Here is a 22,338-nt window from a genome sequence, read left to right as displayed (position 1 = left end):
CGGATTTGAGTGACAAACCCATGCCAAAACGTACAGACATAAAAAGCATCCTGATTCTTGGCGCTGGCCCGATCGTGATCGGCCAGGCCTGCGAATTCGACTACTCCGGCGCCCAGGCCTGTAAAGCCCTGCGCGAAGAGGGCTACCGCGTCATCCTGGTGAACTCCAACCCGGCCACCATCATGACCGACCCGGCCATGGCCGACGCCACCTACATCGAACCGATCAAGTGGCAGACCGTCGCCAAGATCATCGAGAAAGAGCGCCCGGACGCGCTGCTGCCGACCATGGGTGGCCAGACTGCGCTGAACTGCGCCCTGGACCTGGAGCGCGAAGGCGTCCTGGAGAAGTTCGGTGTAGAAATGATCGGTGCCAACGCCGACACCATCGACAAGGCCGAAGATCGTTCGCGTTTCGACAAGGCGATGAAATCCATCGGCCTGGACTGCCCACGCTCGGGCATCGCCCACAGCATGGAAGAGGCCAACGCCGTCCTGGAACGCCTCGGCTTCCCGTGCATCATCCGTCCGTCCTTCACCATGGGCGGCACCGGTGGCGGCATCGCCTACAACCGTGAAGAGTTCGAAGAAATCTGCGCCCGTGGTCTCGACTTGTCGCCGACCAAGGAGCTGCTGATCGACGAATCCCTGATCGGCTGGAAAGAATATGAAATGGAAGTTGTCCGCGACAAAAAGGACAACTGCATCATCGTCTGCTCCATCGAGAACTTCGACCCGATGGGCGTGCACACCGGTGACTCGATCACCGTCGCACCGGCCCAGACCCTGACCGACAAGGAATACCAGATCTTGCGTAACGCCTCCCTGGCGGTGCTGCGCGAGATCGGCGTGGAAACCGGCGGCTCCAACGTCCAGTTCGGCATCTGTCCGAATACCGGTCGCATGGTGGTCATCGAGATGAACCCGCGGGTGTCCCGTTCTTCGGCCCTGGCGTCGAAAGCCACTGGTTTCCCGATCGCCAAGGTTGCTGCCAAGCTGGCTGTGGGCTACACCCTGGACGAGCTGTCGAACGACATCACCGGCGGCAAGACCCCGGCGTCCTTCGAACCGTCCATCGACTACGTTGTGACCAAGCTGCCACGCTTCGCCTTCGAGAAATTCGCCAAGGCCGATGCCCGCCTGACCACTCAAATGAAGTCGGTCGGTGAAGTCATGGCCATCGGCCGGACCTTCCAGGAATCCCTGCAGAAAGCCCTTCGCGGTCTGGAAGTCGGCGTCTGCGGTCTGGATCCGAAGCTGGACCTGAGCAATCCGGAAAGCATGAGCGAGCTCAAGCGCGAGCTGACCGTACCGGGCGCCGAGCGCATCTGGTACGTGGCCGATGCTTTCCGCGCGGGCATGACCGTCGAGCAGATCTTCGGCATGAACATGATCGACCCTTGGTTCCTGGTACAGATCGAAGATCTGATCAAGGAAGAAGAGAAGGTCAAGACCCTGGGCATGTCCAGCATCGACCACGACATGATGTTCCGCCTCAAGCGCAAAGGTTTCTCCGACATGCGCCTGGCCAAGCTGCTGGGTGTGACCGAGAAGAGCCTGCGCGCCCATCGTCACAAGCTGGACGTGTTCCCGGTCTACAAGCGCGTCGACACCTGCGCGGCCGAGTTCGCCACCGACACCGCCTATCTGTATTCCACGTACGAAGAAGAGTGCGAAGCCGCGCCATCGACCCGGGACAAGATCATGATCCTGGGTGGCGGTCCTAACCGGATCGGCCAGGGTATCGAGTTCGACTACTGCTGCGTACACGCGGCACTGGCCCTGCGCGACGACGGTTACGAGACCATCATGGTCAACTGCAACCCGGAAACCGTGTCCACCGACTACGACACCTCCGATCGCCTGTACTTCGAGCCAGTGACCCTGGAAGACGTGCTGGAAATCGTCCGTGTCGAGAAGCCAAAAGGCGTGATCGTCCAGTACGGCGGCCAGACCCCGTTGAAACTGGCTCGCGCCCTTGAAGCCGCCGGCGTGCCGATCATCGGCACCAGCCCGGATGCCATCGACCGTGCCGAAGATCGTGAGCGCTTCCAGCAGATGGTCGAGCGCCTGAACCTGCGCCAGCCGCCAAACGCCACCGTGCGCAGCGAAGACGAAGCGATTCGTGCCGCCGCGAAGATCGGTTATCCACTGGTGGTGCGTCCGTCCTATGTACTGGGCGGCCGCGCGATGGAGATCGTCTACCAGGAAGACGAGCTCAAGCGTTACCTGCGTGAAGCGGTCCAGGTCTCCAACGACAGCCCGGTGCTGCTGGACCACTTCCTCAACTGCGCCATCGAAATGGACGTGGATGCGGTCAGCGATGGCAAGGACGTGGTGATCGGCGCGATCATGCAGCACATCGAGCAGGCCGGTGTTCACTCCGGTGACTCCGCGTGCTCGCTGCCGCCATACTCGCTGCCGGCGCACATCCAGGATGAGATGCGCGAGCAGGTCAAGAAAATGGCCCTGGAACTGGGCGTTATCGGCCTGATGAACGTGCAGTTGGCGCTGCAGGGCGAAGACATCTACGTCATCGAAGTCAACCCTCGTGCTTCCCGTACCGTGCCGTTCGTTTCCAAGTGCATCGGTGTTTCCCTGGCAATGATCGCTGCCCGGGTCATGGCTGGCAAAACCTTGAAAGAGCTGGGTTTCACCAAGGAAATCATTCCGAACTTCTACAGCGTGAAAGAGGCGGTGTTCCCGTTCGCCAAGTTCCCAGGCGTGGACCCGATCCTCGGCCCGGAAATGAAGTCGACCGGTGAAGTCATGGGCGTGGGCGATACGTTCGGTGAAGCCTTCGCCAAGGCACAAATGGGCGCCAGCGAAGTATTGCCGACTGGCGGCACCGCGTTCATCAGCGTGCGTGATGACGACAAGCCACTGGTTGCAGGTGTGGCCCGTGATCTGATCAACTTGGGCTTCGAAGTGGTTGCCACTGCCGGCACCGCCAAGCTGATCGAGGCGGCGGGGCTGAAAGTGCGCCGCGTGAACAAAGTGACCGAGGGTCGTCCACACGTGGTCGACATGATCAAGAATGACGAAGTCACGCTGATCATCAACACCACGGAAGGTCGCCAGTCGATCGCCGATTCCTACTCCATTCGTCGCAACGCGCTGCAGCACAAGATCTACTGCACCACGACCATTGCTGCGGGCGAAGCGATCTGCGAAGCACTCAAGTTCGGTCCCGAGAAGACCGTACGTCGCTTGCAGGATCTACATGCAGGATTGAAGGCATGAGCATAACCAAGTACCCGATGACTGTTCAGGGCGCGAAGGCCCTGGAAGAAGAACACGCTTTCCTGACCAAGGTCGAGCGTCCGCGCTTGAGCCAGGCAATTGGTGAGGCCCGCGAGTTGGGAGATCTCAAGGAAAACGCCGAATACCATGCAGCTCGTGAAGAGCAAGGCATGGTCGAGGCGCGTGTCCGTGACATCGAAGGCCGCATGCAGAATGCGGTGATCATCGATGTCACGACGATTCCGCATACAGGCAAGGTCATTTTCGGCACCACGGTGGAAATCGCCAACGTCGAGACCGATGAGAGCGTGACCTACCAGATCGTTGGCGAGGACGAGGCAGACATCAAGCTCGGCAAGATTTCCGTCGGTTCACCTATTGCTCGCGCCTTGATTGCCAAGGAAGAGGGCGATGTGGTGGCGGTGAAGACGCCGGGTGGTGTCATCGAGTATGAGATTGTCGAAGTCCGTCACATCTGAACGAAGGCGCCCGCTGCGAGCCGGCGCCATGATCTGGCAGCTCACCCAGATGTTATGGGTGGGCGGCATCTGGTTGTTGCACATTGGTTTGCTGCCGGTGCTGGGTCGAGTTGGCCTGGCACCGCTGCTCATCGACGAAATCGCAGGCATGCTGACGGCGCTGCTGGTGGGGTTTTCCGCGGCGTGTGTGATGTTTCAGGCTTTGGTGCTGGTTCAGGCCGAGGGCCTTGCCAGTCTATGGCGCGACATTCGTGGGCAATTGTTGCTCATGTCGTTGTACGCGTGCGGAATGTTCTTTGCGGTGCATCTCGGCTGGCCGGATGCGAGCCAGTGGCAGGTATTCAGTTACCTGGTGCTGGGTTTTTCCGGATTGGTGCTTGTATTGCAGCCGGTTCCTGGCTGGAGTGGCAGGGTGTGCGAGGCACACCCTTGACCCTTTGACATCACTTGAAGCGGTGAACGTTCGACAGTTGCTTGTTGACGCTGAAATTCTTGCGATAAATCAGCGCCATCTTGCCGATGACCTGCACCAGGTCTGCCTTGCCGGTCTTGCACAGTTCGGCAACGGCAGCCAGGCGGGCTTCGCGATCGAGGATGTTGAGCTTGATCTTGATCAGCTCGTGATCGCCCAAGGCGCGTTCCAATTCGGCGAGCACACCTTCAGTCAAACCGTTGTCAGCCACAGTCAAAACCGGTTTCAGATGGTGGCCGATGGATTTGTATTGTTTCTTCTGCTCTTGAGTGAGCGGCATAATCTGACCCCTGCGTCTGATCTTGTAAAAAAGCGGCGGCCAGTTTACCCGAGCGAGTCCGGGACCGCCCACTTAATCACGACCCGTTTTATTTTTGAGGTGGCCCGTGGCCCGTTCCAAGACAAGTCTTAAATGGCTGCAAGAGCATTTCAACGATCCATTCGTGAAAATGGCGCAAAAAGACGGGTATCGTTCCCGTGCCAGCTACAAGCTGCTGGAGATTCAGGAAAGAGACCGTTTGATCCGTCCAGGCATGAGCGTGATCGACTTGGGTGCCGCCCCGGGTGGCTGGTCCCAAGTGACCAGTCGTCTGATTGGTGGGCAAGGCACTCTGATCGCTTCCGATATCCTGGAAATGGACAGCATCCCGGATGTGACCTTCATTCAGGGCGACTTTACCGAGGACGCCGTACTGGCGCAGATCCTCGAAGCGGTTGGAAAAAACGAGGTGGACCTTGTGATTTCCGATATGGCCCCCAATATGAGTGGACTGGCATCTGTTGATATGCCGCGATCGATGTTCCTGTGCGAGTTGGCGCTGGACCTTGCGACTCGGGTGTTGAAGCCAGGTGGTGATTTTTTGATCAAGGTCTTCCAGGGTGAAGGCTTCGACGAATACCACAAGAGCGTGCGCAAGCAGTTCGAGAAAGTCACGACGCGCAAGCCGAAATCATCGCGTGATCGCTCCCGTGAGCAGTACCTGCTGGGTCGTGGGTTCCGTGGTCGCAGTGAGGAATAAGAGGTTTTTCGACCGGGGCGATAGGTTTTTCGTATTTCGTCCCGCGAGCATTAACGAATATTGTGTAGAAAGTGTTTCACAAAGGGTTACAGACGGCGCCTGCCAGAGTCGTAGGTAATGTAGTAAGTTAGGCCGGTGAATATCATGCGAAGCGCGCGCCATTAGCGGAGCTTGCTTCAGAGGGTAGTTAATTGAACGATATGGCAAAGAATCTGATCCTGTGGTTGATCATCGCCGCTGTCCTTGTGACCGTGATGAACAACTTCTCCAGCCCTAACGAGCCGCAGACCCTCAACTATTCCGACTTCATCCAGCAGGTCAAGGATGGCAAGGTCGAGCGCGTAGCCGTTGATGGTTATGTGATTACCGGCAAGCGCACCGATGGCGACAGCTTCAAGACCATTCGTCCGGCTATTCAGGACAATGGGCTGATCGGCGACCTCGTGGACAACCATGTCGTGGTCGAAGGCAAGCAGCCGGAACAGCAAAGTATCTGGACCCAGCTCCTGGTCGCGAGTTTCCCGATCCTGGTGATCATCGCGGTGTTCATGTTCTTCATGCGCCAGATGCAGGGCGGTGCGGGCGGTAAAGGCGGGCCGATGAGCTTTGGCAAGAGCAAGGCGCGATTGCTGTCTGAAGACCAGGTCAAGACTACCCTTGCCGATGTCGCTGGTTGCGACGAGGCCAAGGAGGAGGTTGGTGAGCTGGTTGAATTCCTCCGCGATCCAGGCAAGTTCCAGCGCCTGGGTGGTCGTATTCCGCGTGGCGTGTTGATGGTGGGGCCTCCTGGCACCGGTAAGACCTTGCTGGCCAAGGCGATCGCCGGTGAAGCGAAAGTACCATTCTTCACGATTTCCGGTTCCGACTTCGTTGAAATGTTCGTCGGTGTGGGCGCCAGCCGCGTTCGCGACATGTTCGAACAGGCCAAGAAGCACGCACCCTGCATTATCTTCATTGACGAAATCGACGCCGTCGGTCGCCATCGTGGTGCCGGCATGGGCGGCGGTCACGATGAGCGCGAACAGACTCTCAACCAGTTGCTGGTCGAGATGGACGGTTTTGAAATGAACGACGGGATCATTGTGATCGCGGCTACCAACCGTCCTGACGTGCTCGACCCTGCGCTGTTGCGTCCTGGGCGTTTCGACCGTCAGGTCGTGGTGGGGCTGCCGGATATCCGTGGTCGCGAGCAGATCCTGAAGGTCCACATGCGCAAGGTGCCGATGGGCGATGACGTCGCCCCAGGCGTGATCGCTCGTGGTACGCCAGGCTTCTCCGGTGCCGACCTGGCCAACCTGGTGAACGAAGCGTCGCTGTTTGCCGCCCGTTCCGGCAAGCGCATCGTGGAAATGAAAGAATTCGAATTGGCCAAGGACAAGATCATGATGGGCGCCGAGCGCAAATCCATGGTCATGTCGGAGAAAGAAAAACAGAACACCGCTTACCACGAGGCGGGTCACGCCATCGTCGGGCGTGTGGTGCCTGAACATGATCCGGTGTACAAGGTTTCGATCATTCCGCGTGGTCGTGCGCTGGGTGTGACCATGTTCCTGCCGGAAGAAGATCGCTATAGCCTGTCCAAGCGTGCATTGATCAGCCAGATCTGTTCGCTGTACGGCGGTCGTATCGCCGAGGAAATGACCCTGGGCTTCGATGGTGTAACGACCGGCGCGTCGAATGACATCATGCGCGCTAGCCAGATCGCCCGGAACATGGTGACCAAGTGGGGGCTTTCCGAGAAGCTGGGGCCATTGATGTACGCGGAGGAGGAAGGTGAAGTATTCCTCGGTCGCGGTGGTGGTGGCCAGCATGCGAGCTTCTCGGGTGAGACCGCCAAGCTGATCGACTCCGAGGTGCGCAGCATCATCGACCAGTGTTACGGTACCGCCAAGCAGATCCTCACGGATAACCGTGACAAGCTGGACGCGATGGCTGATGCCCTGATGAAGTATGAAACCATCGATGCCGAGCAGATCGACGACATCATGGCAGGGCGCCCACCTCGTGAGCCACGTGATTGGTCGGGTGGCACGGGTTCTTCCGGTACGCCGCCAGCGGTACAGGGCGAGCGTCCGGAAGCACCGATCGGCGGTCCGGCTGCCGACGTTTAAGGCTTGAAATGACTTCTGCCCAGTCCTCGACCCGGTTGCCATGCGGCAGCCGGGTTCTTGATTTATCCCATGCGCACGTCATGGGCATTCTCAATGTCACCCCCGATTCCTTTTCCGACGGCGGCCGATTCAGCCAGCTTGACGCGGCGTTGCGACATGCCGAGGCCATGGCGGCTGCAGGTGCAACCCTGATCGACGTCGGTGGTGAGTCGACCCGCCCCGGTGCACGGCCGGTTTCTCCGACCGAAGAGCTGGAGCGGGTGGCGCCCATTGTCGAGCGCATCCATCGCGAGCTTGATGTCATCATTTCGGTGGATACGTCCACGCCTGCGGTCATGCGCGAAGCGGCGCGCCTGGGGGCGGGATTGATCAACGACGTTCGCTCTTTGCAGCGTGACGGCGCGTTGGATGCCGCGGCGTCCACGGGTTTACCGGTGTGCCTGATGCACATGCTTGGCGAGCCCGGAACCATGCAGAACGATCCGAGCTATGAGGACGTCACCAGGGAAGTCGGTGATTTCCTGGTGGCGCGAATGAATGAATGTGCCGCCGTGGGCATTCCTGCCGAGCGGATCATTCTTGATCCGGGGTTCGGCTTTGCAAAGACATTGGCGCACAATCTCAGCCTGTTCAAGCATATGGAAGCCCTGCATGCCCTGGGCCGCCCCTTGTTGGTTGGCGTCTCGCGAAAGAGCATGATCGGAAATGCCTTGGGGCGTCCGGTGGGTGAGCGCTTGTATGGCGGTCTTGCGCTCGCGGCATTGGCTATTACGAAAGGTGCGCGCATATTGCGGGTACACGATGTAGTCGAAACGATGGACGTCGTGCGGATGATCGCAGCAGTGGATTCAGCCGAATAAGAATGATGGAGCACTTATGAGCAAGAAATATTTTGGCACCGACGGTATCCGTGGTCGGGTCGGTGAATATCCTATTACCCCCGATTTCATGCTCAAGCTCGGCTGGGCTGCGGGCATGGCGTTCCGAAAAATGGGCGCCTGCAAAGTGCTGGTTGGCAAGGACACGCGGATCTCTGGCTATATGTTTGAATCGGCGCTTGAAGCTGGCCTGACGTCGGCGGGCGCCGACGTCATGTTGCTGGGGCCGATGCCTACGCCTGCCATCGCCTACCTGACGCGAACCTTCCAGGCGCAAGCCGGTATCGTGATCAGCGCCTCGCATAATCCCCATGATGACAACGGTATCAAGTTCTTTTCCGGCAAGGGCACGAAACTGCCGGATGAAATCGAGTTGATGATCGAAGAGCTGCTGGATGCACCGATGACGGTGGTTGAGTCGAGCAAGATCGGTAAAGTGTCGCGGATCAACGATGCGTCGGGTCGCTACATCGAGTTCTGTAAAGGCAGTGTTCCGACGGGTACCAGCTTTTCCGGCCTCAAGATTGTCGTCGACTGCGCCCATGGTGCAACCTATAAGGTCGCCCCTAGCGTTTTTCGTGAGTTGGGCGCCGAGGTGGTGGTGCTGTCCGCCCAGCCTAACGGGCTGAACATCAACCATAACTGCGGCTCGACGCACACCGAGGCGTTGCAGGCGGCGGTGCTGGCTGAGCACGCTGATCTCGGGATCGCCTTTGACGGCGACGGTGACCGGGTGCTGATGGTCGATCACACAGGTACGGTGGTCGATGGTGACGAATTGCTGTTCATCATCGCTCGAGACCTGCACGGTCGCGGCAAGCTGCAAGGCGGCGTCGTTGGGACGTTGATGAGTAATCTTGGGCTTGAGCTGGCCCTTGCGGACCTGGACATACCCTTTGTGCGAGCCAATGTGGGTGACCGTTATGTCATCTCGGAGCTGCTGGAGCGCAACTGGGTGATTGGTGGCGAAAACTCGGGGCATATCGTCTGTTTCGATCACACCACTACCGGGGATGCGATCATCGCGGCGCTGCAGGTACTGATGGCGCTCAAGGCGCGCAATGAAAGTCTCGCGCAATCACGCCAGGCGTTGCGCAAGTGTCCGCAGGTGCTGATCAACGTGCGTTTCGGTGGGGGTGCGAGCCCGCTCGAGCATGCGATGGTCAAGCAGGCCAGCGAGCGCGTAACCCAGGCAATGGCGGGGCGTGGGCGGGTACTGCTGCGCAAGTCGGGTACCGAGCCTTTGGTGCGTGTCATGGTCGAAGGTGAGGATGAAGCACAGGTCCGCGGTTACGCCGAAGAGCTGGCGAAACTTGTAACTGAAGTTTCTGCCTGAATTCGGCTTGCCAGTCATGAATCGGTTGGGTAACATCTGCGCCCACTTTGACCGACGAGGTACAGCATGCGTCGCCCTATGGTAGCTGGTAACTGGAAGATGCACGGTACCCGCGCCAGCGTCGCTGAGCTGATCAAAGGCCTTCGTAATCTGGCCTTGCCAAGCGGTGTTGATGTCGCGGTATTCCCGCCTTGCTTGTATATCAACCAAGTGGTTGATGGCTTGAAGGGTAAGTCGATTTCGGTCGGCGCGCAGAACTCTGCGGTGGAATCCATGCAAGGTGCGTTGACCGGTGAGATTGCGCCGAGTCAATTGGTGGATGCAGGGTGTTCCCTGGTCCTGATCGGACATTCCGAACGTCGCCAGATCATGGGCGAGCAGGACAAGATGCTGATCCGCAAATTTGCTGCGGCCCAGGCTTGTGGTCTGATTCCGGTGCTGTGCGTAGGGGAGACCCTCGAGCAGCGTGAAGCCGGCAAGACGCTTGAGGTTGTTGGGCGTCAGCTGGGCAGCATCATCGAAGACTTGGGTGTCGGTGCTTTTGCAAAGGCAGTCATTGCCTATGAGCCGGTCTGGGCCATTGGCACTGGGCTGACGGCTTCGCCGCAACAGGCGCAGGATGTGCATGCAGCCATTCGCGCGCAGTTGGCGGCAGAAAATTCTGAAGTGGCACGAGGTGTGCGACTTCTATACGGCGGCAGCGTGAAGGCGGCCAATGCGGCCGAACTGTTCGGCATGCCGGATATCGATGGGGGGCTCATTGGTGGAGCGTCCCTGAATGCAGATGAGTTCGGTGCGATCTGTCGCGCCGCGGGAAACTGAAAAAATGCTGGAAACAGTCGTAGTCGTTTTTCATCTGCTGGGCGCGCTGGGTGTAGTCGCTCTCGTATTGCTGCAGCAGGGTAAAGGTGCGGATGCTGGTGCGTCGTTCGGTGCAGGTGCTTCAAATACTGTATTCGGAAGCCAAGGTTCCTCTACCTTTCTTAGTAAGTTTACTGCTATACTTGCCGCCGGTTTCTTCATAACCAGCTTAGGGTTAGGTTACTTTGCTAAAGAGAAGGCTCATGAGCTGACTCAAGTAGGTTTGCCAAACCCAGCGGTGTTGGAAGCGCCAAAGCAACAACCGGCTTCTGATGATGTCCCGGTGCTTCAAGAGCAAAAGTCGGCCAATTCGGCGACTGACGTACCTCCAGCTCAAGAGCAGAAGTAAGAAGGTTTCAAACGCTGTATTGCCGAGGTGGTGGAATTGGTAGACACGCAACCTTGAGGTGGTTGTGCCCATAGGGTGTAGGGGTTCGAGTCCCCTTCTCGGTACCAATTATCAGGAGAGCCCGCTATTGCGGGCTTTCTTGTAGGTGGAAGGGTTACATTGACCCTATAAGGGATCGGTCGTATACTTCCGCCCCAGCTTTGTCGCGGGATGGAGCAGCCTGGTAGCTCGTCGGGCTCATAACCCGAAGGTCGTCGGTTCAAATCCGGCTCCCGCAACCAGTTTCAGGGCCCCTTCCAAGGGGCTTTTTGTTAGCTGGACACTTTATAACGCCGCTGTTCAACGGCGTTTCAAGGATGGGCGTTTCGCCCATTTTTTATTTTGCAAAGCATGCACTACATGCACGAGGGGGTTCAGGTGTCGAGCAAGCTAGAAGAGTTGCAGGCCTTGTTGGCCCCGGTGGTCGTGGCCCTAGGCTATGAATGCTGGGGTATTGAGTTTTCGGCTCAAGGTCGCCACTCAATGTTGCGCGTTTATATTGATAAAGAAGGCGGAGTGCTGGTGGACGATTGCGCCATTGTCAGCCGTCAGATCAGTGGGGTGCTGGATGTTGAAGATCCAATCGCCTCCGAATACACCCTTGAAGTTTCCTCGCCTGGCATGGAGCGCCCGCTGTTCACTCTTGAGCAGTTTGCTTCGTTTGCCGGTGAACAAGTGAAGATCAGGCTGCGCTCGCCTTTCGAAGGTCGACGCAACTTCCAAGGCCTTCTACGCGGTGTAGAAGAGCAGGACGTCGTGGTGCAAGTAGACGAGCACGAGTTCCTGTTGCCGATCGACATGATCGACAAGGCCAACATTATTCCCAGTTTTGACTGATACGTGCCAGATACTGCGGATCCCGCGGATCCAATGGCTTGCGAAAGGCGAGGCGTACGATGAGCAAAGAAGTACTGCTGGTTGTTGAGTCGGTATCCAATGAAAAGGGCGTACCGGCTAACGTTATTTTTGAAGCGCTGGAGCTGGCCCTGGCCACTGCTACCAAGAAGCGGTTTGAAGACGAAGTTGATTTGCGTGTGGAAATCAATCGCCACACCGGTTCCTACGAGACTTTCCGTCGCTGGACGGTTGTCGAGGAAGCCGACCTGGACGACCCGGCTATCGAAACCTGGCCGAGCAAGGTTGCGGAAACGCATCCGGGCGCCAAGGTCGGTGATGTCGTCGAAGAAAAAATCGAGTCCATTGAATTCGGTCGCATCGCTGCACAGACTGCCAAGCAGGTCATTGTGCAGAAAGTTCGCGAAGCCGAGCGCGCGCAAGTCGTCGACGCTTACCGCGAGCGCCTGGGAGAAATCATCTCCGGCACCGTGAAAAAAGTCACCCGCGACAATGTGATCGTCGACCTGGGCAACAACGCCGAAGCGTTGCTGGCTCGCGAAGACATCATTTCTCGCGAAACTTTCCGGGTTGGTGTGCGTTTGCGTGCGCTGCTCAAGGAAATCCGCACCGAGAACCGGGGCCCGCAGCTGATCCTGTCGCGTACCGCGCCGGAAATGCTGATCGAGTTGTTCCGCATCGAAGTGCCGGAAATTGCTGAAGGCCTGATCGAAGTCATGGCCGCTTCCCGTGATCCGGGTTCGCGCGCCAAGATCGCGGTCCGCTCCAAGGACAAGCGTATCGACCCGCAAGGTGCCTGCATCGGCATGCGTGGTTCGCGTGTCCAGGCCGTATCCGGCGAGTTGGGCGGCGAGCGTGTGGACATCGTCCTGTGGGACGACAACCCGGCTCAGTTCGTGATCAATGCCATGTCGCCTGCTGAAGTGGCGGCAATTATCGTCGACGAAGATGCCCATGCCATGGACATCGCCGTTGGCGCAGACAATCTGGCTCAGGCCATCGGTCGCGGTGGTCAGAACGTGCGTCTGGCGAGCCAATTGACTGGCTGGACCCTGAACGTGATGACCGAATCGGACATCCAGGCTAAGCAGCAAGCTGAAACCGGCGACATCCTGCGCAACTTCATCGAAGAGCTTGAAGTCGATGAAGAACTGGCGCAGGTGCTGGTGGATGAAGGCTTTACCAGCCTGGAAGAGATTGCCTACGTACCGGTGGAGGAAATGCTCAACATCGACGGCTTTGACGAGGAAATCGTCAACGAGCTTCGCGCTCGGGCCAAGGATCGCTTGTTGACCAAAGCCATCGCTACTGAGGAAAAGCTGGCAGACGCCCATCCGGCCGAAGACCTGCTCTCGCTTGAGGGCATGGACAAGGATTTGGCGATGGAACTGGCGGTGCGCGGCGTAATTACCCGCGAAGACCTGGCCGAGCAGTCTATTGACGACCTGCTCGACATCGACGGCATTGACGATGATCGTGCCGGCAAGTTGATCATGGCCGCCCGAGCCCACTGGTTCGAGTAATTAGGCGCGGCCTGAGGAGAGAAGTGCATGACGCAAGTCACGGTGAAACAACTGGCCGATGAGGTCAAAACACCGGTAGAGCGCCTGTTGCAGCAGATGCGTGAGGCAGGTCTGCCGCACACCGCCGCCGAGGAACATGTGACCGACAGTGAGAAGCAGTCCCTGCTGACTCACTTGAAGAGCAGTCACAAGGCGAAAGTGGAAGAACCGCGCAAGATCACTCTGCAGCGTAAAACCACCAGCACCCTGCGTGTTGCCGGTAGCAAAAGCATCAGCGTTGAAGTACGCAAGAAGAAAGTCTTCGTACAACGTAGCCCGGAAGAAATCGAAGCCGAGCGCAAACGCGAACTGGAAGAACGTCGCGCAGTAGAAAATGCTGCTCGTCAGAAGGCTGAAGAAGAAGCCAAGCGTCGCGCTGAAGAAGAAGCGCGTCGCCAGCCTGCTGCTGCGCAACCCGCTCCGGCCGAAGCTGTCGAGGCTGTTGCCTCGGTTGCCGAACCTGTGCGCGAAGCCGCTCCAGTCGTAGCGCCGGCGCCGGCTCCGGCCGATACCCGCAAGCGCGACGAACAGCGTCGTCCCGACAAACCACGTGCCGACGACAACCGTCGTGGTAGTGGCGATGGCGAGCGCAAGAACGCGCCTCATCGTGCTTCGGTCAAGGAAAAGGCGCCGGCACCACGCGTTGCGCCTCGTACTACCGACGAAGAGAGCGATGGCTTCCGTCGCGGCGGTCGTGGCAAGGCCAAGCTGAAGAAACGCAACGCTCACGGTTTCCAGAGCCCAACCGGCCCTGTCGTGCGCGAAGTGAAGATCGGCGAGACCATCACTGTGGGCGACCTGGCCCAGCAGATGTCGGTCAAGGCTGCTGAAATCATCAAGTTCATGTTCAAGCTGGGGACCCCGGCCACCATCAACCAGGTTCTGGACCAGGAAACTGCCCAGCTGGTCGCTGAAGAGCTGGGCCACAAAGTGACCCTGGTCAGCGACACCGCCCTGGAAGATTCCTTGGCCGAGTCCCTGAAGTTCGAAGGTGAGGCGGTTTCCCGTGCTCCGGTCGTGACCGTCATGGGCCACGTCGACCACGGTAAAACGTCCCTGCTCGACTATATTCGTCGTGCCAAGGTTGCGGCTGGCGAAGCGGGTGGTATCACCCAGCACATCGGTGCCTATCACGTTGAAACCGACCGCGGCATGGTGACGTTCCTCGACACCCCGGGTCACGCCGCGTTTACCGCGATGCGTGCTCGTGGTGCCAAGGCAACCGACATCGTGATCCTGGTGGTTGCGGCGGACGACGGCGTCATGCCGCAGACTATCGAAGCCGTCCAGCATGCCCAGGCTGCTGGCGTGCCGCTGGTGGTCGCGGTGAACAAGATCGACAAGCCGGGCGCTGATCTCGATCGCATCCGCAGCGAACTGTCGGTCCACGGCGTGACCTCCGAAGAGTGGGGTGGCGACACTCCATTCGTTCCGGTTTCCGCGAAGATGGGTACTGGCGTCGACGAACTGCTCGAAGCTGTCCTGTTGCAGGCCGAGGTTCTGGAATTGACCGCTACGCCTTCGGCTCCTGGCCGTGGTGTGGTTGTTGAATCGCGCCTCGACAAGGGCCGCGGCCCGGTGGCTACCGTACTGGTTCAAGACGGTACCCTGCGCCAAGGCGACATGGTGCTGGTCGGCTCGAACTATGGCCGCGTGCGCGCCATGCTCGACGAGAACGGCAAGCCAATCAAGGAAGCCGGTCCGGCTATCCCGGTCGAGATCCTCGGCCTGGACGGTACCCCGGACGCTGGCGACGAAATGAGCGTTGTGGCTGACGAGAAGAAAGCCCGTGAAGTCGCGCTGTTCCGTCAAGGCAAGTTCCGCGAAGTCAAGCTGGCTCGCGCTCACGCCGGCAAGCTGGAAAACATCTTCGAGAACATGGGCCAGGAAGAGAAGAAGACGCTCAACATCGTCCTCAAATCTGACGTCCGTGGCTCGTTGGAAGCTTTGCAGGGCGCTCTGAACGGCCTGGGTAACGACGAAGTGCAAGTGCGCGTGGTCGGTGGCGGTGTCGGTGGTATCACCGAATCCGACGCCAACCTGGCACTGGCTTCCAACGCTGTACTGTTCGGCTTCAACGTGCGTGCCGATGCTGGCGCTCGCAAGATCGTCGAGCAGGAAGGCCTGGACATGCGTTACTACAACGTGATCTACGACATCATCGAAGACGTCAAGAAAGCGTTGACCGGTATGTTGGGCAGCGACGTTCGGGAGAACATCCTGGGCGTGGCCGAAGTTCGCGACGTGTTCCGTTCGCCGAAGTTCGGTGCCATCGCTGGTTGCATGGTGATCGAAGGTGTCGTTCACCGTAACCGTCCGATCCGCGTACTGCGTGAAGACATCGTGATCTTCGAAGGCGAGCTGGAATCCCTGCGTCGCTTCAAGGATGACGCTTCCGAAGTGCGTGCCGGCATGGAATGCGGTATTGGCGTCAAGAGCTACAACGACGTCAAGGTCGGCGACAAGATCGAAGTCTTCGAGAAGGTCCAGGTTGCTCGCAGCCTCTGACTCGCGTACTTCAAGAGCCGCGTCGGGCAGCCGCATGAACATGCGCTGCCTGGCTGGCGGACTCTAAACGCAACGCCCGGTCTGGCTTTTGCCAGGCCGGGCGTTTGCCGCTTTCAGACCTCGCGGGTTTGACCGTGGGGCAGTTACAGGTAACAAGACATGGCAAAAGAATACAGCCGTACCCAACGAATCGGCGATCAGATGCAGCGCGAGCTGGCCCAGCTGATCCGTCGCGAAGTCAAGGACCCGCGCGTCGGCCTGGTCACCATTACCGCAGTGGAAGTCAGCCGTGACGTCGGTCACGCGAAGATTTTCATCACCGTGATGGGTCAGGACAGCGCCGAAGAAATCGCCCAGAGCATCAAGGTGCTCAATTCGGCTGCCGGTTTCCTGCGTATGCAGTTGGCCCGGGAAATGAAGCTGCGCAGCGTTCCGCAGTTGCACTTCCACTACGACGAGAGCGTCGTGCGTGGCGCGCATCTGTCGGCGCTGATCGAGCGTGCCGTGGCCGAAGACAGCCAGCACCCGGCGACCGCTGAACCCGAAGACACCAAGGAGTAATCGGTGGCTCAGGTCAAACGTATCCGTCGTAACGTCAGCGGCATCATCCTGCTCGACAAGCCGCTGGGATTCACTTCCAACGCAGCCTTGCAGAAAGTGCGCTGGTTGCTCAACGCCGAGAAGGCCGGTCACACCGGTAGCCTCGATCCGCTGGCTACTGGCGTGCTGCCGCTGTGCTTTGGCGAGGCAACCAAGTTCTCCCAGTACTTGCTCGATTCCGACAAGGGTTATGAAACCCTGGCGCAGTTGGGCAAGACCACCACCACGGCGGACGCCGAAGGTGAGGTTTTGCTGGAGCGCCCGGTGACCGTTGGTCAGGCGGATGTCGAGGCGGTGCTGCCGAAATTTCGCGGACAAATCAGTCAGATACCGCCGATGTACTCCGCCCTCAAGCGTGATGGCCAGCCGTTGTACAAACTGGCCCGTGCAGGCGAAGTAGTGGAGCGTGAACCGCGTTCTGTTACTATTGCGCGCTTGGAATTGCTGGCCTTTGACGGTAATACTGCGCGGCTGGCAGTGGATTGCAGCAAAGGCACCTATATCCGAACCCTGGTGGAGGATATTGGCGAGCAGCTCGGTTGTGGTGCGTACGTGGCAGAATTGCGACGGACCCAGGCCGGGCCTTTCACGTTGGCCCAGACGGTCACGCTGGAAGAGCTCGAAGCGGTGCATGCCGAAGGCGGCAACGAAGCGGTCGACCGCTTCCTGATGCCATCGGACAGCGGCCTGCTGGATTGGCCGCTCTTGCAGTTCTCGGAACACAGTGCGTTCTACTGGCTCAACGGCCAGCCGGTACGTGCCCCGGATGCGCCGAAGTTCGGCATGGTCCGGGTACAGGATCACAACGGTCGCTTCATTGGTATCGGTGAAGTGAGCGAAGACGGGCGCATTGCGCCGCGTCGACTGATTCGGTCGGAATGACCGGAACCAGCCTGTGTAACAGCAGGTTGGCGAGTGTGGCTGTTAACAGGCACGGTCACTACTCATTTATAGATACAGGGATTTGTCCCTGGCCTGTTGAAGCTGTTCCTCGGAACAGTTTCCTGACTAAAAGGATTGCCTCATGGCTCTCGACGTTCAAGAAAAAGCTCAAATCGTAGCTGACTACCAGCAAGCTGTTGGTGACACTGGTTCGCCAGAAGTGCAAGTTGCACTGCTGACCGCCAACATCAACAAACTGCAAGGTCACTTCAAGGCCAACGGTAAAGATCACCACTCCCGTCGTGGTCTGATCCGCATGGTAAACCAGCGTCGCAAGCTGCTGGACTACCTGAAAGGCAAGGACGTGAGCCGTTACAGCGCTCTGATCGCTCGCCTGGGTCTGCGTCGCTAATAGCGATTGCGCTAGAGGTTGGTGGTCTGTCGTGCGTCAGTGGGTTTCCGCTGGTGCATGGCAGGCTCCCAGCCTCAAGTTTTATCTGGATACACGTTTTACCCTGGACAAACGTCGGGCCGACTCCCGCCATTGCCCAAGAATTTCGCAAGAAGACAAGTTCCCCAAGAGCCACAAAGAAGGTAGGACACCGTGAACCCGGTAATCAAAAAATTCCAGTTCGGTCAGTCGACCGTTACCCTCGAGACTGGCCGTATCGCCCGTCAGGCCTCCGGCGCAGTGCTGGTCACCGTTGACGACGACGTCAGCGTATTGGTGACCGTTGTCGGTGCCAAGCAAGCCGATCCGGGCAAGGGCTTTTTCCCTCTGTCCGTCCACTACCAGGAAAAGACTTACGCTGCCGGTAAGATCCCTGGCGGTTTCTTCAAGCGCGAAGGCCGTCCTTCCGAGAAAGAAACCCTGACTTCCCGACTGATCGACCGTCCGATCCGTCCGCTGTTCCCAGAAGGCTTCATGAACGAAGTGCAGGTTGTCTGCACCGTCGTGTCCACCAGCAAGAAAACCGATCCGGACATCGCTGCGATGATCGGTACCTCGGCTGCCCTGGCCATCTCCGGCATTCCTTTCGATGGTCCGATCGGCGCTGCCCGCGTTGCGTTCCACGAGAGCACCGGCTACCTGCTGAACCCGACCTACGAGCAGTTGAAGGCTTCCAGCCTGGACATGGTCGTGGCCGGTACTTCCGAAGCCGTGCTGATGGTTGAATCCGAAGCCAAAGAGCTGACCGAAGACCAGATGCTGGGCGCCGTGCTGTTTGCCCACGACGAGTTCCAGGTGGTGATCAACGCCGTCAAGGAACTCGCCGCCGAAGCCGCCAAGCCAACCTGGACCTGGGCTCCACAGCCAGAAGCCACCGAGCTGCTGGGCGCGATCCGTGCCGAGTTCGGCGACGCGATCTCCCAGGCCTACACCATCACCATCAAGGCCGACCGCTATGCGCGCCTGGGTGAGCTGAAAGACCAGGTCGTTGCCAAGTTCTCCGGCGAAGAAGGTCAGCCATCGGCCAGCGACGTCAAGGCTGCTTTCGGTGAAATCGAATACCGCACCGTTCGCGAAAATATCGTCAACGGCAAGCCACGTATCGACGGTCGCGACACCCGCACCGTACGTCCGCTGAACATCGAAGTCGGCGTCCTGCCGAAGACTCACGGTTCGGCACTGTTCACCCGTGGCGAAACCCAGGCCCTGGTCGTTGCAACATTGGGCACCGCCCGTGACGCGCAACTGCTCGACACCCTGGAAGGCGAAAAGAAAGACCCGTTCATGCTGCACTACAACTTCCCGCCGTTCTCGGTGGGCGAGTGTGGTCGCATGGGTGGCGCCGGTCGCCGCGAAATCGGCCACGGCCGTCTGGCCCGTCGTTCGGTCCAGGCCATGCTGCCAGCCGCTGACGTATTCCCGTACACCATCCGTGTGGTCTCGGAAATTACCGAATCCAACGGTTCGAGCTCGATGGCTTCGGTCTGCGGCGCTTCCCTGGCCCTGATGGACGCTGGCGTACCGATGAAGGCGCCGGTTGCCGGTATCGCGATGGGTCTGGTCAAGGAAGGCGAGAAGTTCGCTGTCCTGACCGACATCCTGGGTGACGAAGACCACCTGGGCGACATGGACTTCAAAGTGGCCGGTACCGCCAAGGGCGTTACCGCACTGCAGATGGACATCAAGATCAAGGGCATCACCGAAGAGATCATGGAAATCGCCCTGGGCCAAGCCCTGGAAGCGCGCCTGAACATCCTCGGCCAGATGAACCAGATCATCGGTCAGTCCCGTACCGAACTGTCGGAAAACGCTCCGACCATGATCGCGATGAAAATCGACACCGACAAGATCCGTGATGTCATCGGTAAAGGCGGCGCGACCATCCGTGCGATCTGCGAAGAAACCAAGGCTTCGATCGACATCGAAGACGACGGTTCGATCAAGATCTTCGGCGAAACCAAGGAAGCGGCAGAAGCAGCACGCCAGCGCGTCCTGGGCATCACCGCGGAAGCCGAGATCGGCAAGATCTACGTCGGCAAGGTCGAGCGCATCGTCGACTTCGGCGCGTTCGTCAACATCCTGCCGGGCAAGGACGGTCTGGTCCACATCTCCATGCTGAGCGATGCTCGCGTCGAGAAAGTGACCGACATCCTGAAAGAAGGCCAGGAAGTGGAAGTGTTGGTACTGGACGTGGACAACCGCGGCCGTATCAAGCTGTCCATCAAGGACGTCGCGGCAGCCAAGGCATCGGGCGTTTAATCAGCCCCTCGCTTAGCCACTGAACAAGCAAACGCCCCGACTGGTTCGGGGCGTTTTGCTGTGTGGCGAAAATCACTGCCAGGCAGGTTGCCTGGCTACAGGGGACGGTGCTAGTTTTAGCCACCGCCCGTGTAGCTCAGTCGGTAGAGCAGCGCACTCGTAACGCGAAGGTCGCAGGTTCGATTCCTGTCTCGGGCACCATCCCCCCTCGTTATTTCACCTTCCTGCTCAGTTCCTCGACCGTGCGTTTAAGCTGGCTCATCTCGCTGTCCTGATCACTGAGTTCCCGTTTCAGGGACGAAATCTCGCTATTGCTCGAACTCGAACTGGAGCCGCTATTGCGCTTGAGTTCTTCCACCTGCTTGCCAAGATCCTTCAGATCGCTTTCCTGTTCCTTGATGGTGCGCTTGAGCTCGTCGATCTCCCGGCTGCTGGAGGTGGAGCTGGATCCACTGTTGTGCTTGAGTTCTTCGATTTGTCGAGCCTGTTCGCTGAGCGTGCGCTTCTGGTTTTCCAGTTCGGCGGCGTTGTCCTTCACGGTTTTTGGCAGGTCTTCCAGCGCGCTGGCGTTGATGTGGGTCTTGACCAGTACGTACTTGTCAGATTGGTCATAACGAAGGGCAGGGATGACGTCGACGTAGGACAGCCCATCGGAGGAGACTTCAACAACAGCTTGGGCAGCACCGGCCAAAGTCAGGCTGCCGAGCAGCAAGGTCGCGGTAGCAAGTTGAGCCGACGAACGTTTCGAAAAGCTGCGCATCACTGGGTTCCTTGTGAAGTACCGATATGGCACATAGCTATGACTGATTGTTTCGACAGATGTTCCAAGGCCTACCGAGCTTCTTCTGCATGGCTTTTTTTGTGGGACAGATGTAAAGAGCCGTGTAAATCGTCGGCGAAACGTCCTATATTCGTTACCTGCATGAGCATCGCCCAGCAGTTTTCAGATGATCCACGAATGGTTCTGAAGGCCAGGTAAACCGGGCTTCCAACGGCTTCCTGCGTCAGAGAGATCCTTGATGATCCAGATCCATCTTCCATTCCCAGATCAGCGAGAACGCCATGACCGTTAAAGAATTGAGTCAAGAAGCCAGGCACGAAGAAGCCCTGGAAAAGTACTTGAAAGAAACGCCGCAACTGCGGGATGAGATCAAGGACCTGTCCGCCGACGATCAGAAAGACCAGATCAAATGGGCGTTCGAAGACGAGGCCGAAGCCCAGGGGCTGCAACCTTGGGAGTTGACCCTCAAATACACCAGCACACCTGAAGAATTCGAGGCGCAGCGCCTTGCGTTGCACAAGGAGGCGGCCGAGGTGTTGGGTGTGGAATGGGATGAATACTGCGAGATGAACAATCTTGTAGTTTAAAAGCAGCTACAAGCTACAAGCTACAAGCTGCAAGACAAGCACGGAGCGGCTTGAAGCTTGCAGCTTGAGGCTTGAAGTTGCTCAGAGACTGAGCCGCATCGACAAGTCGATGGCCTTCACATCCTTGGTCATCGCCCCGATGGAAATATAGTCCACGCCAGTCTCGGCGATCGGGCGCAACGTGCTTTCGTTGATGCCGCCGCTGGCCTCCAGTTTCGCCTTGCCGCCGTTCAGGCGCACCGCTTCGCGCATGTCGTCCAGGCTCAGTTCGTCGAGCATGATGATGTCGGCGCCGGCCGCCAGTGCTTCTTTCAATTCCGCCAGGCTTTCCACTTCGACTTCCACCGGTTTGCCCGGTGCGATCTGATGGGCGGCGCTGATGGCCTGGGCAATCCCACCGCAAGCGGCAATGTGGTTTTCCTTGATCAGGAACGCGTCGTACAAGCCGATGCGGTGGTTATGACAGCCGCCGCAGGTGACCGCGTATTTTTGTGCCAGGCGCAGCCCCGGAAGGGTCTTGCGGGTGTCCAGCAGCTTGACCTGGGTGTCAGCGACGAAGTCCGCCAGGTAGCGAGCCCGGGTGGCGACGCCGGAAAGCAACTGCAGGAAATTCAGCGCGCTGCGCTCGCCCGTCAGCAGTGAGCGGGCCGGGCCTTCGAGGTGGAACAGCGCCTGGTCAGGGGCCGCCCGGTCACCGTCACGTACTTGCCAATGCACCGCAACACGCGGGTCCAATTGCCGGAAAACCGCGTCCACCCAGGCCGTCCCACTGATGACGGCGGCTTCACGGGTGATGATGGTGGCTTTCGCCAGGCGCTCGGCGGGAATCAGTTGCGCAGTGATGTCGCCGCTGCCGATGTCTTCCAGCAGCGCGCGGCGCACGTTGGCTTCGATTTCGGCGGTCAGGTCGGCGAGACGTAGATTCGGCATAACGGGCTCCACAAACAAAGTGGCCGGATTATATCCGCTTGGGGCTTGTTGGCTTGCATTTGGTCGCCTGCTCGCAACATTTACCCGAAATGCCGGTCATTTATTGCGATCTCTTTGAGCCGGTTCACAGAGTCCTC

The 22,338-nt window shown here is 58.7% G+C and carries 20 protein-coding genes and 3 tRNA genes; 20 read left to right on the top strand and 3 right to left on the bottom strand.

Annotation, left to right across the window (positions count from 1 at the left end):
• The first annotated feature begins 20 nt into the window (after nt 1-20).
• From carB to AB4N42_RS27730, 3 genes are read left to right on the top strand one after another with little or no spacing between them, the layout of a single operon-like run.
• Nucleotides 21-3,242 (top strand): carbamoyl-phosphate synthase large subunit, encoded by a 3,222-nt coding sequence (carB, locus tag AB4N42_RS27740; protein ID WP_198797619.1) that lies wholly within the window; start codon nt 21-23, stop codon nt 3,240-3,242.
• A 2-nt stretch (nt 3,243-3,244) separates the two neighbouring features.
• Nucleotides 3,245-3,721 carry a transcription elongation factor GreA gene (gene greA / locus AB4N42_RS27735; RefSeq protein ID WP_030139783.1) on the top strand — a complete coding sequence of 159 codons (477 nt, stop codon included), beginning with the start codon at nt 3,245-3,247 and terminating at the stop codon, nt 3,719-3,721.
• A 28-nt stretch (nt 3,722-3,749) separates the two neighbouring features.
• On the top strand, nt 3,750-4,154 hold the full coding sequence (locus AB4N42_RS27730) for a hypothetical protein (protein ID WP_030139784.1): 405 nt from the start codon (nt 3,750-3,752) through the stop codon (nt 4,152-4,154).
• Between the two features lie 10 nt (nt 4,155-4,164).
• On the opposite strand, the gene AB4N42_RS27725 is transcribed toward AB4N42_RS27730, so the two are convergent.
• Complete coding sequence (locus AB4N42_RS27725) at nt 4,165-4,473, bottom strand: YhbY family RNA-binding protein (protein WP_003177852.1); 309 nt, start codon at nt 4,471-4,473, stop codon at nt 4,165-4,167.
• Nucleotides 4,474-4,579: 106 nt separating this feature from the next.
• Here AB4N42_RS27725 and rlmE point away from each other — a divergent pair, with 106 nt between their 5' ends.
• The 16 genes from rlmE to AB4N42_RS27645 all read left to right on the top strand — a co-directional run bounded on the left by rlmE (nt 4,580) and on the right by AB4N42_RS27645 (nt 20,104).
• Entirely contained in the window at nt 4,580-5,212 is a 633-nt protein-coding gene (gene rlmE, locus AB4N42_RS27720; RefSeq protein WP_003177853.1) for a 23S rRNA (uridine(2552)-2'-O)-methyltransferase RlmE, read from the top strand.
• 200 nt (nt 5,213-5,412) lie between these two features.
• Nucleotides 5,413-7,323, top strand: coding sequence for an ATP-dependent zinc metalloprotease FtsH (gene ftsH / locus AB4N42_RS27715; protein WP_030139785.1), 1,911 nt, complete (start codon nt 5,413-5,415; stop codon nt 7,321-7,323).
• Nucleotides 7,324-7,331: 8 nt separating this feature from the next.
• A complete protein-coding gene (folP, locus tag AB4N42_RS27710) occupies nt 7,332-8,183 on the top strand; it encodes a dihydropteroate synthase (RefSeq protein ID WP_198797618.1) in 852 nt (283 codons plus the stop codon).
• 16 nt (nt 8,184-8,199) lie between these two features.
• Complete coding sequence (gene glmM, locus AB4N42_RS27705; RefSeq protein ID WP_030139787.1) at nt 8,200-9,537, top strand: phosphoglucosamine mutase; 1,338 nt, start codon at nt 8,200-8,202, stop codon at nt 9,535-9,537.
• Nucleotides 9,538-9,603: 66 nt separating this feature from the next.
• Nucleotides 9,604-10,359, top strand: a complete 756-nt coding sequence (tpiA, locus tag AB4N42_RS27700; protein WP_030139788.1) for a triose-phosphate isomerase — start codon at nt 9,604-9,606, stop codon at nt 10,357-10,359.
• Between the two features lie 4 nt (nt 10,360-10,363).
• Nucleotides 10,364-10,747, top strand: coding sequence for a preprotein translocase subunit SecG (secG, locus tag AB4N42_RS27695; protein WP_181287548.1), 384 nt, complete (start codon nt 10,364-10,366; stop codon nt 10,745-10,747).
• Nucleotides 10,748-10,768: 21 nt separating this feature from the next.
• A tRNA-Leu gene (locus AB4N42_RS27690) sits at nt 10,769-10,854 on the top strand.
• A gap of 97 nt (nt 10,855-10,951) precedes the next feature.
• Nucleotides 10,952-11,028: transfer RNA gene (locus AB4N42_RS27685), tRNA-Met, on the top strand.
• Between the two features lie 136 nt (nt 11,029-11,164).
• Nucleotides 11,165-11,623, top strand: a complete 459-nt coding sequence (gene rimP / locus AB4N42_RS27680) for a ribosome maturation factor RimP (protein WP_033864484.1) — start codon at nt 11,165-11,167, stop codon at nt 11,621-11,623.
• 59 nt (nt 11,624-11,682) lie between these two features.
• Nucleotides 11,683-13,164: a transcription termination factor NusA gene (gene nusA / locus AB4N42_RS27675; protein WP_181287550.1), complete on the top strand. Its 1,482-nt coding sequence runs from the start codon at nt 11,683-11,685 to the stop codon at nt 13,162-13,164.
• 27 nt (nt 13,165-13,191) lie between these two features.
• Nucleotides 13,192-15,711, top strand: coding sequence for a translation initiation factor IF-2 (infB, locus tag AB4N42_RS27670; protein ID WP_030139791.1), 2,520 nt, complete (start codon nt 13,192-13,194; stop codon nt 15,709-15,711).
• A gap of 159 nt (nt 15,712-15,870) precedes the next feature.
• Nucleotides 15,871-16,272 (top strand): 30S ribosome-binding factor RbfA, encoded by a 402-nt coding sequence (gene rbfA / locus AB4N42_RS27665; RefSeq protein WP_198797616.1) that lies wholly within the window; start codon nt 15,871-15,873, stop codon nt 16,270-16,272.
• A 3-nt stretch (nt 16,273-16,275) separates the two neighbouring features.
• Entirely contained in the window at nt 16,276-17,193 is a 918-nt protein-coding gene (gene truB, locus AB4N42_RS27660) for a tRNA pseudouridine(55) synthase TruB (RefSeq protein ID WP_030139793.1), read from the top strand.
• 142 nt (nt 17,194-17,335) lie between these two features.
• Nucleotides 17,336-17,605 carry a 30S ribosomal protein S15 gene (rpsO, locus tag AB4N42_RS27655; RefSeq protein ID WP_011332409.1) on the top strand — a complete coding sequence of 90 codons (270 nt, stop codon included), beginning with the start codon at nt 17,336-17,338 and terminating at the stop codon, nt 17,603-17,605.
• A gap of 192 nt (nt 17,606-17,797) precedes the next feature.
• Nucleotides 17,798-19,903 carry a polyribonucleotide nucleotidyltransferase gene (pnp, locus tag AB4N42_RS27650; protein ID WP_030139794.1) on the top strand — a complete coding sequence of 702 codons (2,106 nt, stop codon included), beginning with the start codon at nt 17,798-17,800 and terminating at the stop codon, nt 19,901-19,903.
• 125 nt (nt 19,904-20,028) lie between these two features.
• Nucleotides 20,029-20,104 (top strand) — tRNA-Thr (locus AB4N42_RS27645).
• Nucleotides 20,105-20,114: 10 nt separating this feature from the next.
• Here the strand turns inward: AB4N42_RS27645 and AB4N42_RS27640 are convergent.
• Complete coding sequence (locus tag AB4N42_RS27640) at nt 20,115-20,663, bottom strand: hypothetical protein (RefSeq protein ID WP_460115605.1); 549 nt, start codon at nt 20,661-20,663, stop codon at nt 20,115-20,117.
• A gap of 302 nt (nt 20,664-20,965) precedes the next feature.
• Between AB4N42_RS27640 and AB4N42_RS27635 the strand changes: the two genes are divergently transcribed.
• Nucleotides 20,966-21,271 (top strand): DUF6388 family protein, encoded by a 306-nt coding sequence (locus AB4N42_RS27635; protein WP_198797615.1) that lies wholly within the window; start codon nt 20,966-20,968, stop codon nt 21,269-21,271.
• A gap of 81 nt (nt 21,272-21,352) precedes the next feature.
• Here the strand turns inward: AB4N42_RS27635 and nadC are convergent, their stop codons facing one another.
• Nucleotides 21,353-22,201: a carboxylating nicotinate-nucleotide diphosphorylase gene (gene nadC, locus AB4N42_RS27630; protein WP_030139797.1), complete on the bottom strand. Its 849-nt coding sequence runs from the start codon at nt 22,199-22,201 to the stop codon at nt 21,353-21,355.
• Nucleotides 22,202-22,338: the final 137 nt, after the last annotated feature.

This window comes from Pseudomonas sp. H2_D02 (assembly GCF_054677635.1).
Note: the sequence above shows the minus strand (reverse complement) of the source record. Positions and strands in the feature narration are given on the sequence as shown.

Coding starts and splice junctions, on each gene's coding strand:
- carB (WP_198797619.1), top strand. CDS start 21: ATGCCAAAACGTACAGACATAAAAAGCATCCTGATTCTTGGCGCTGGC.
- AB4N42_RS27730 (WP_030139784.1), top strand. CDS start 3,750: ATGATCTGGCAGCTCACCCAGATGTTATGGGTGGGCGGCATCTGGTTG.
- AB4N42_RS27725 (WP_003177852.1), bottom strand. CDS start 4,473: ATGCCGCTCACTCAAGAGCAGAAGAAACAATACAAATCCATCGGCCAC.
- ftsH (WP_030139785.1), top strand. CDS start 5,413: ATGGCAAAGAATCTGATCCTGTGGTTGATCATCGCCGCTGTCCTTGTG.
- folP (WP_198797618.1), top strand. CDS start 7,332: ATGACTTCTGCCCAGTCCTCGACCCGGTTGCCATGCGGCAGCCGGGTT.
- glmM (WP_030139787.1), top strand. CDS start 8,200: ATGAGCAAGAAATATTTTGGCACCGACGGTATCCGTGGTCGGGTCGGT.
- tpiA (WP_030139788.1), top strand. CDS start 9,604: ATGCGTCGCCCTATGGTAGCTGGTAACTGGAAGATGCACGGTACCCGC.
- secG (WP_181287548.1), top strand. CDS start 10,364: ATGCTGGAAACAGTCGTAGTCGTTTTTCATCTGCTGGGCGCGCTGGGT.
- nusA (WP_181287550.1), top strand. CDS start 11,683: ATGAGCAAAGAAGTACTGCTGGTTGTTGAGTCGGTATCCAATGAAAAG.
- infB (WP_030139791.1), top strand. CDS start 13,192: ATGACGCAAGTCACGGTGAAACAACTGGCCGATGAGGTCAAAACACCG.
- rbfA (WP_198797616.1), top strand. CDS start 15,871: ATGGCAAAAGAATACAGCCGTACCCAACGAATCGGCGATCAGATGCAG.
- rpsO (WP_011332409.1), top strand. CDS start 17,336: ATGGCTCTCGACGTTCAAGAAAAAGCTCAAATCGTAGCTGACTACCAG.
- AB4N42_RS27640 (WP_460115605.1), bottom strand. CDS start 20,663: ATGCGCAGCTTTTCGAAACGTTCGTCGGCTCAACTTGCTACCGCGACC.
- AB4N42_RS27635 (WP_198797615.1), top strand. CDS start 20,966: ATGACCGTTAAAGAATTGAGTCAAGAAGCCAGGCACGAAGAAGCCCTG.
- nadC (WP_030139797.1), bottom strand. CDS start 22,201: ATGCCGAATCTACGTCTCGCCGACCTGACCGCCGAAATCGAAGCCAAC.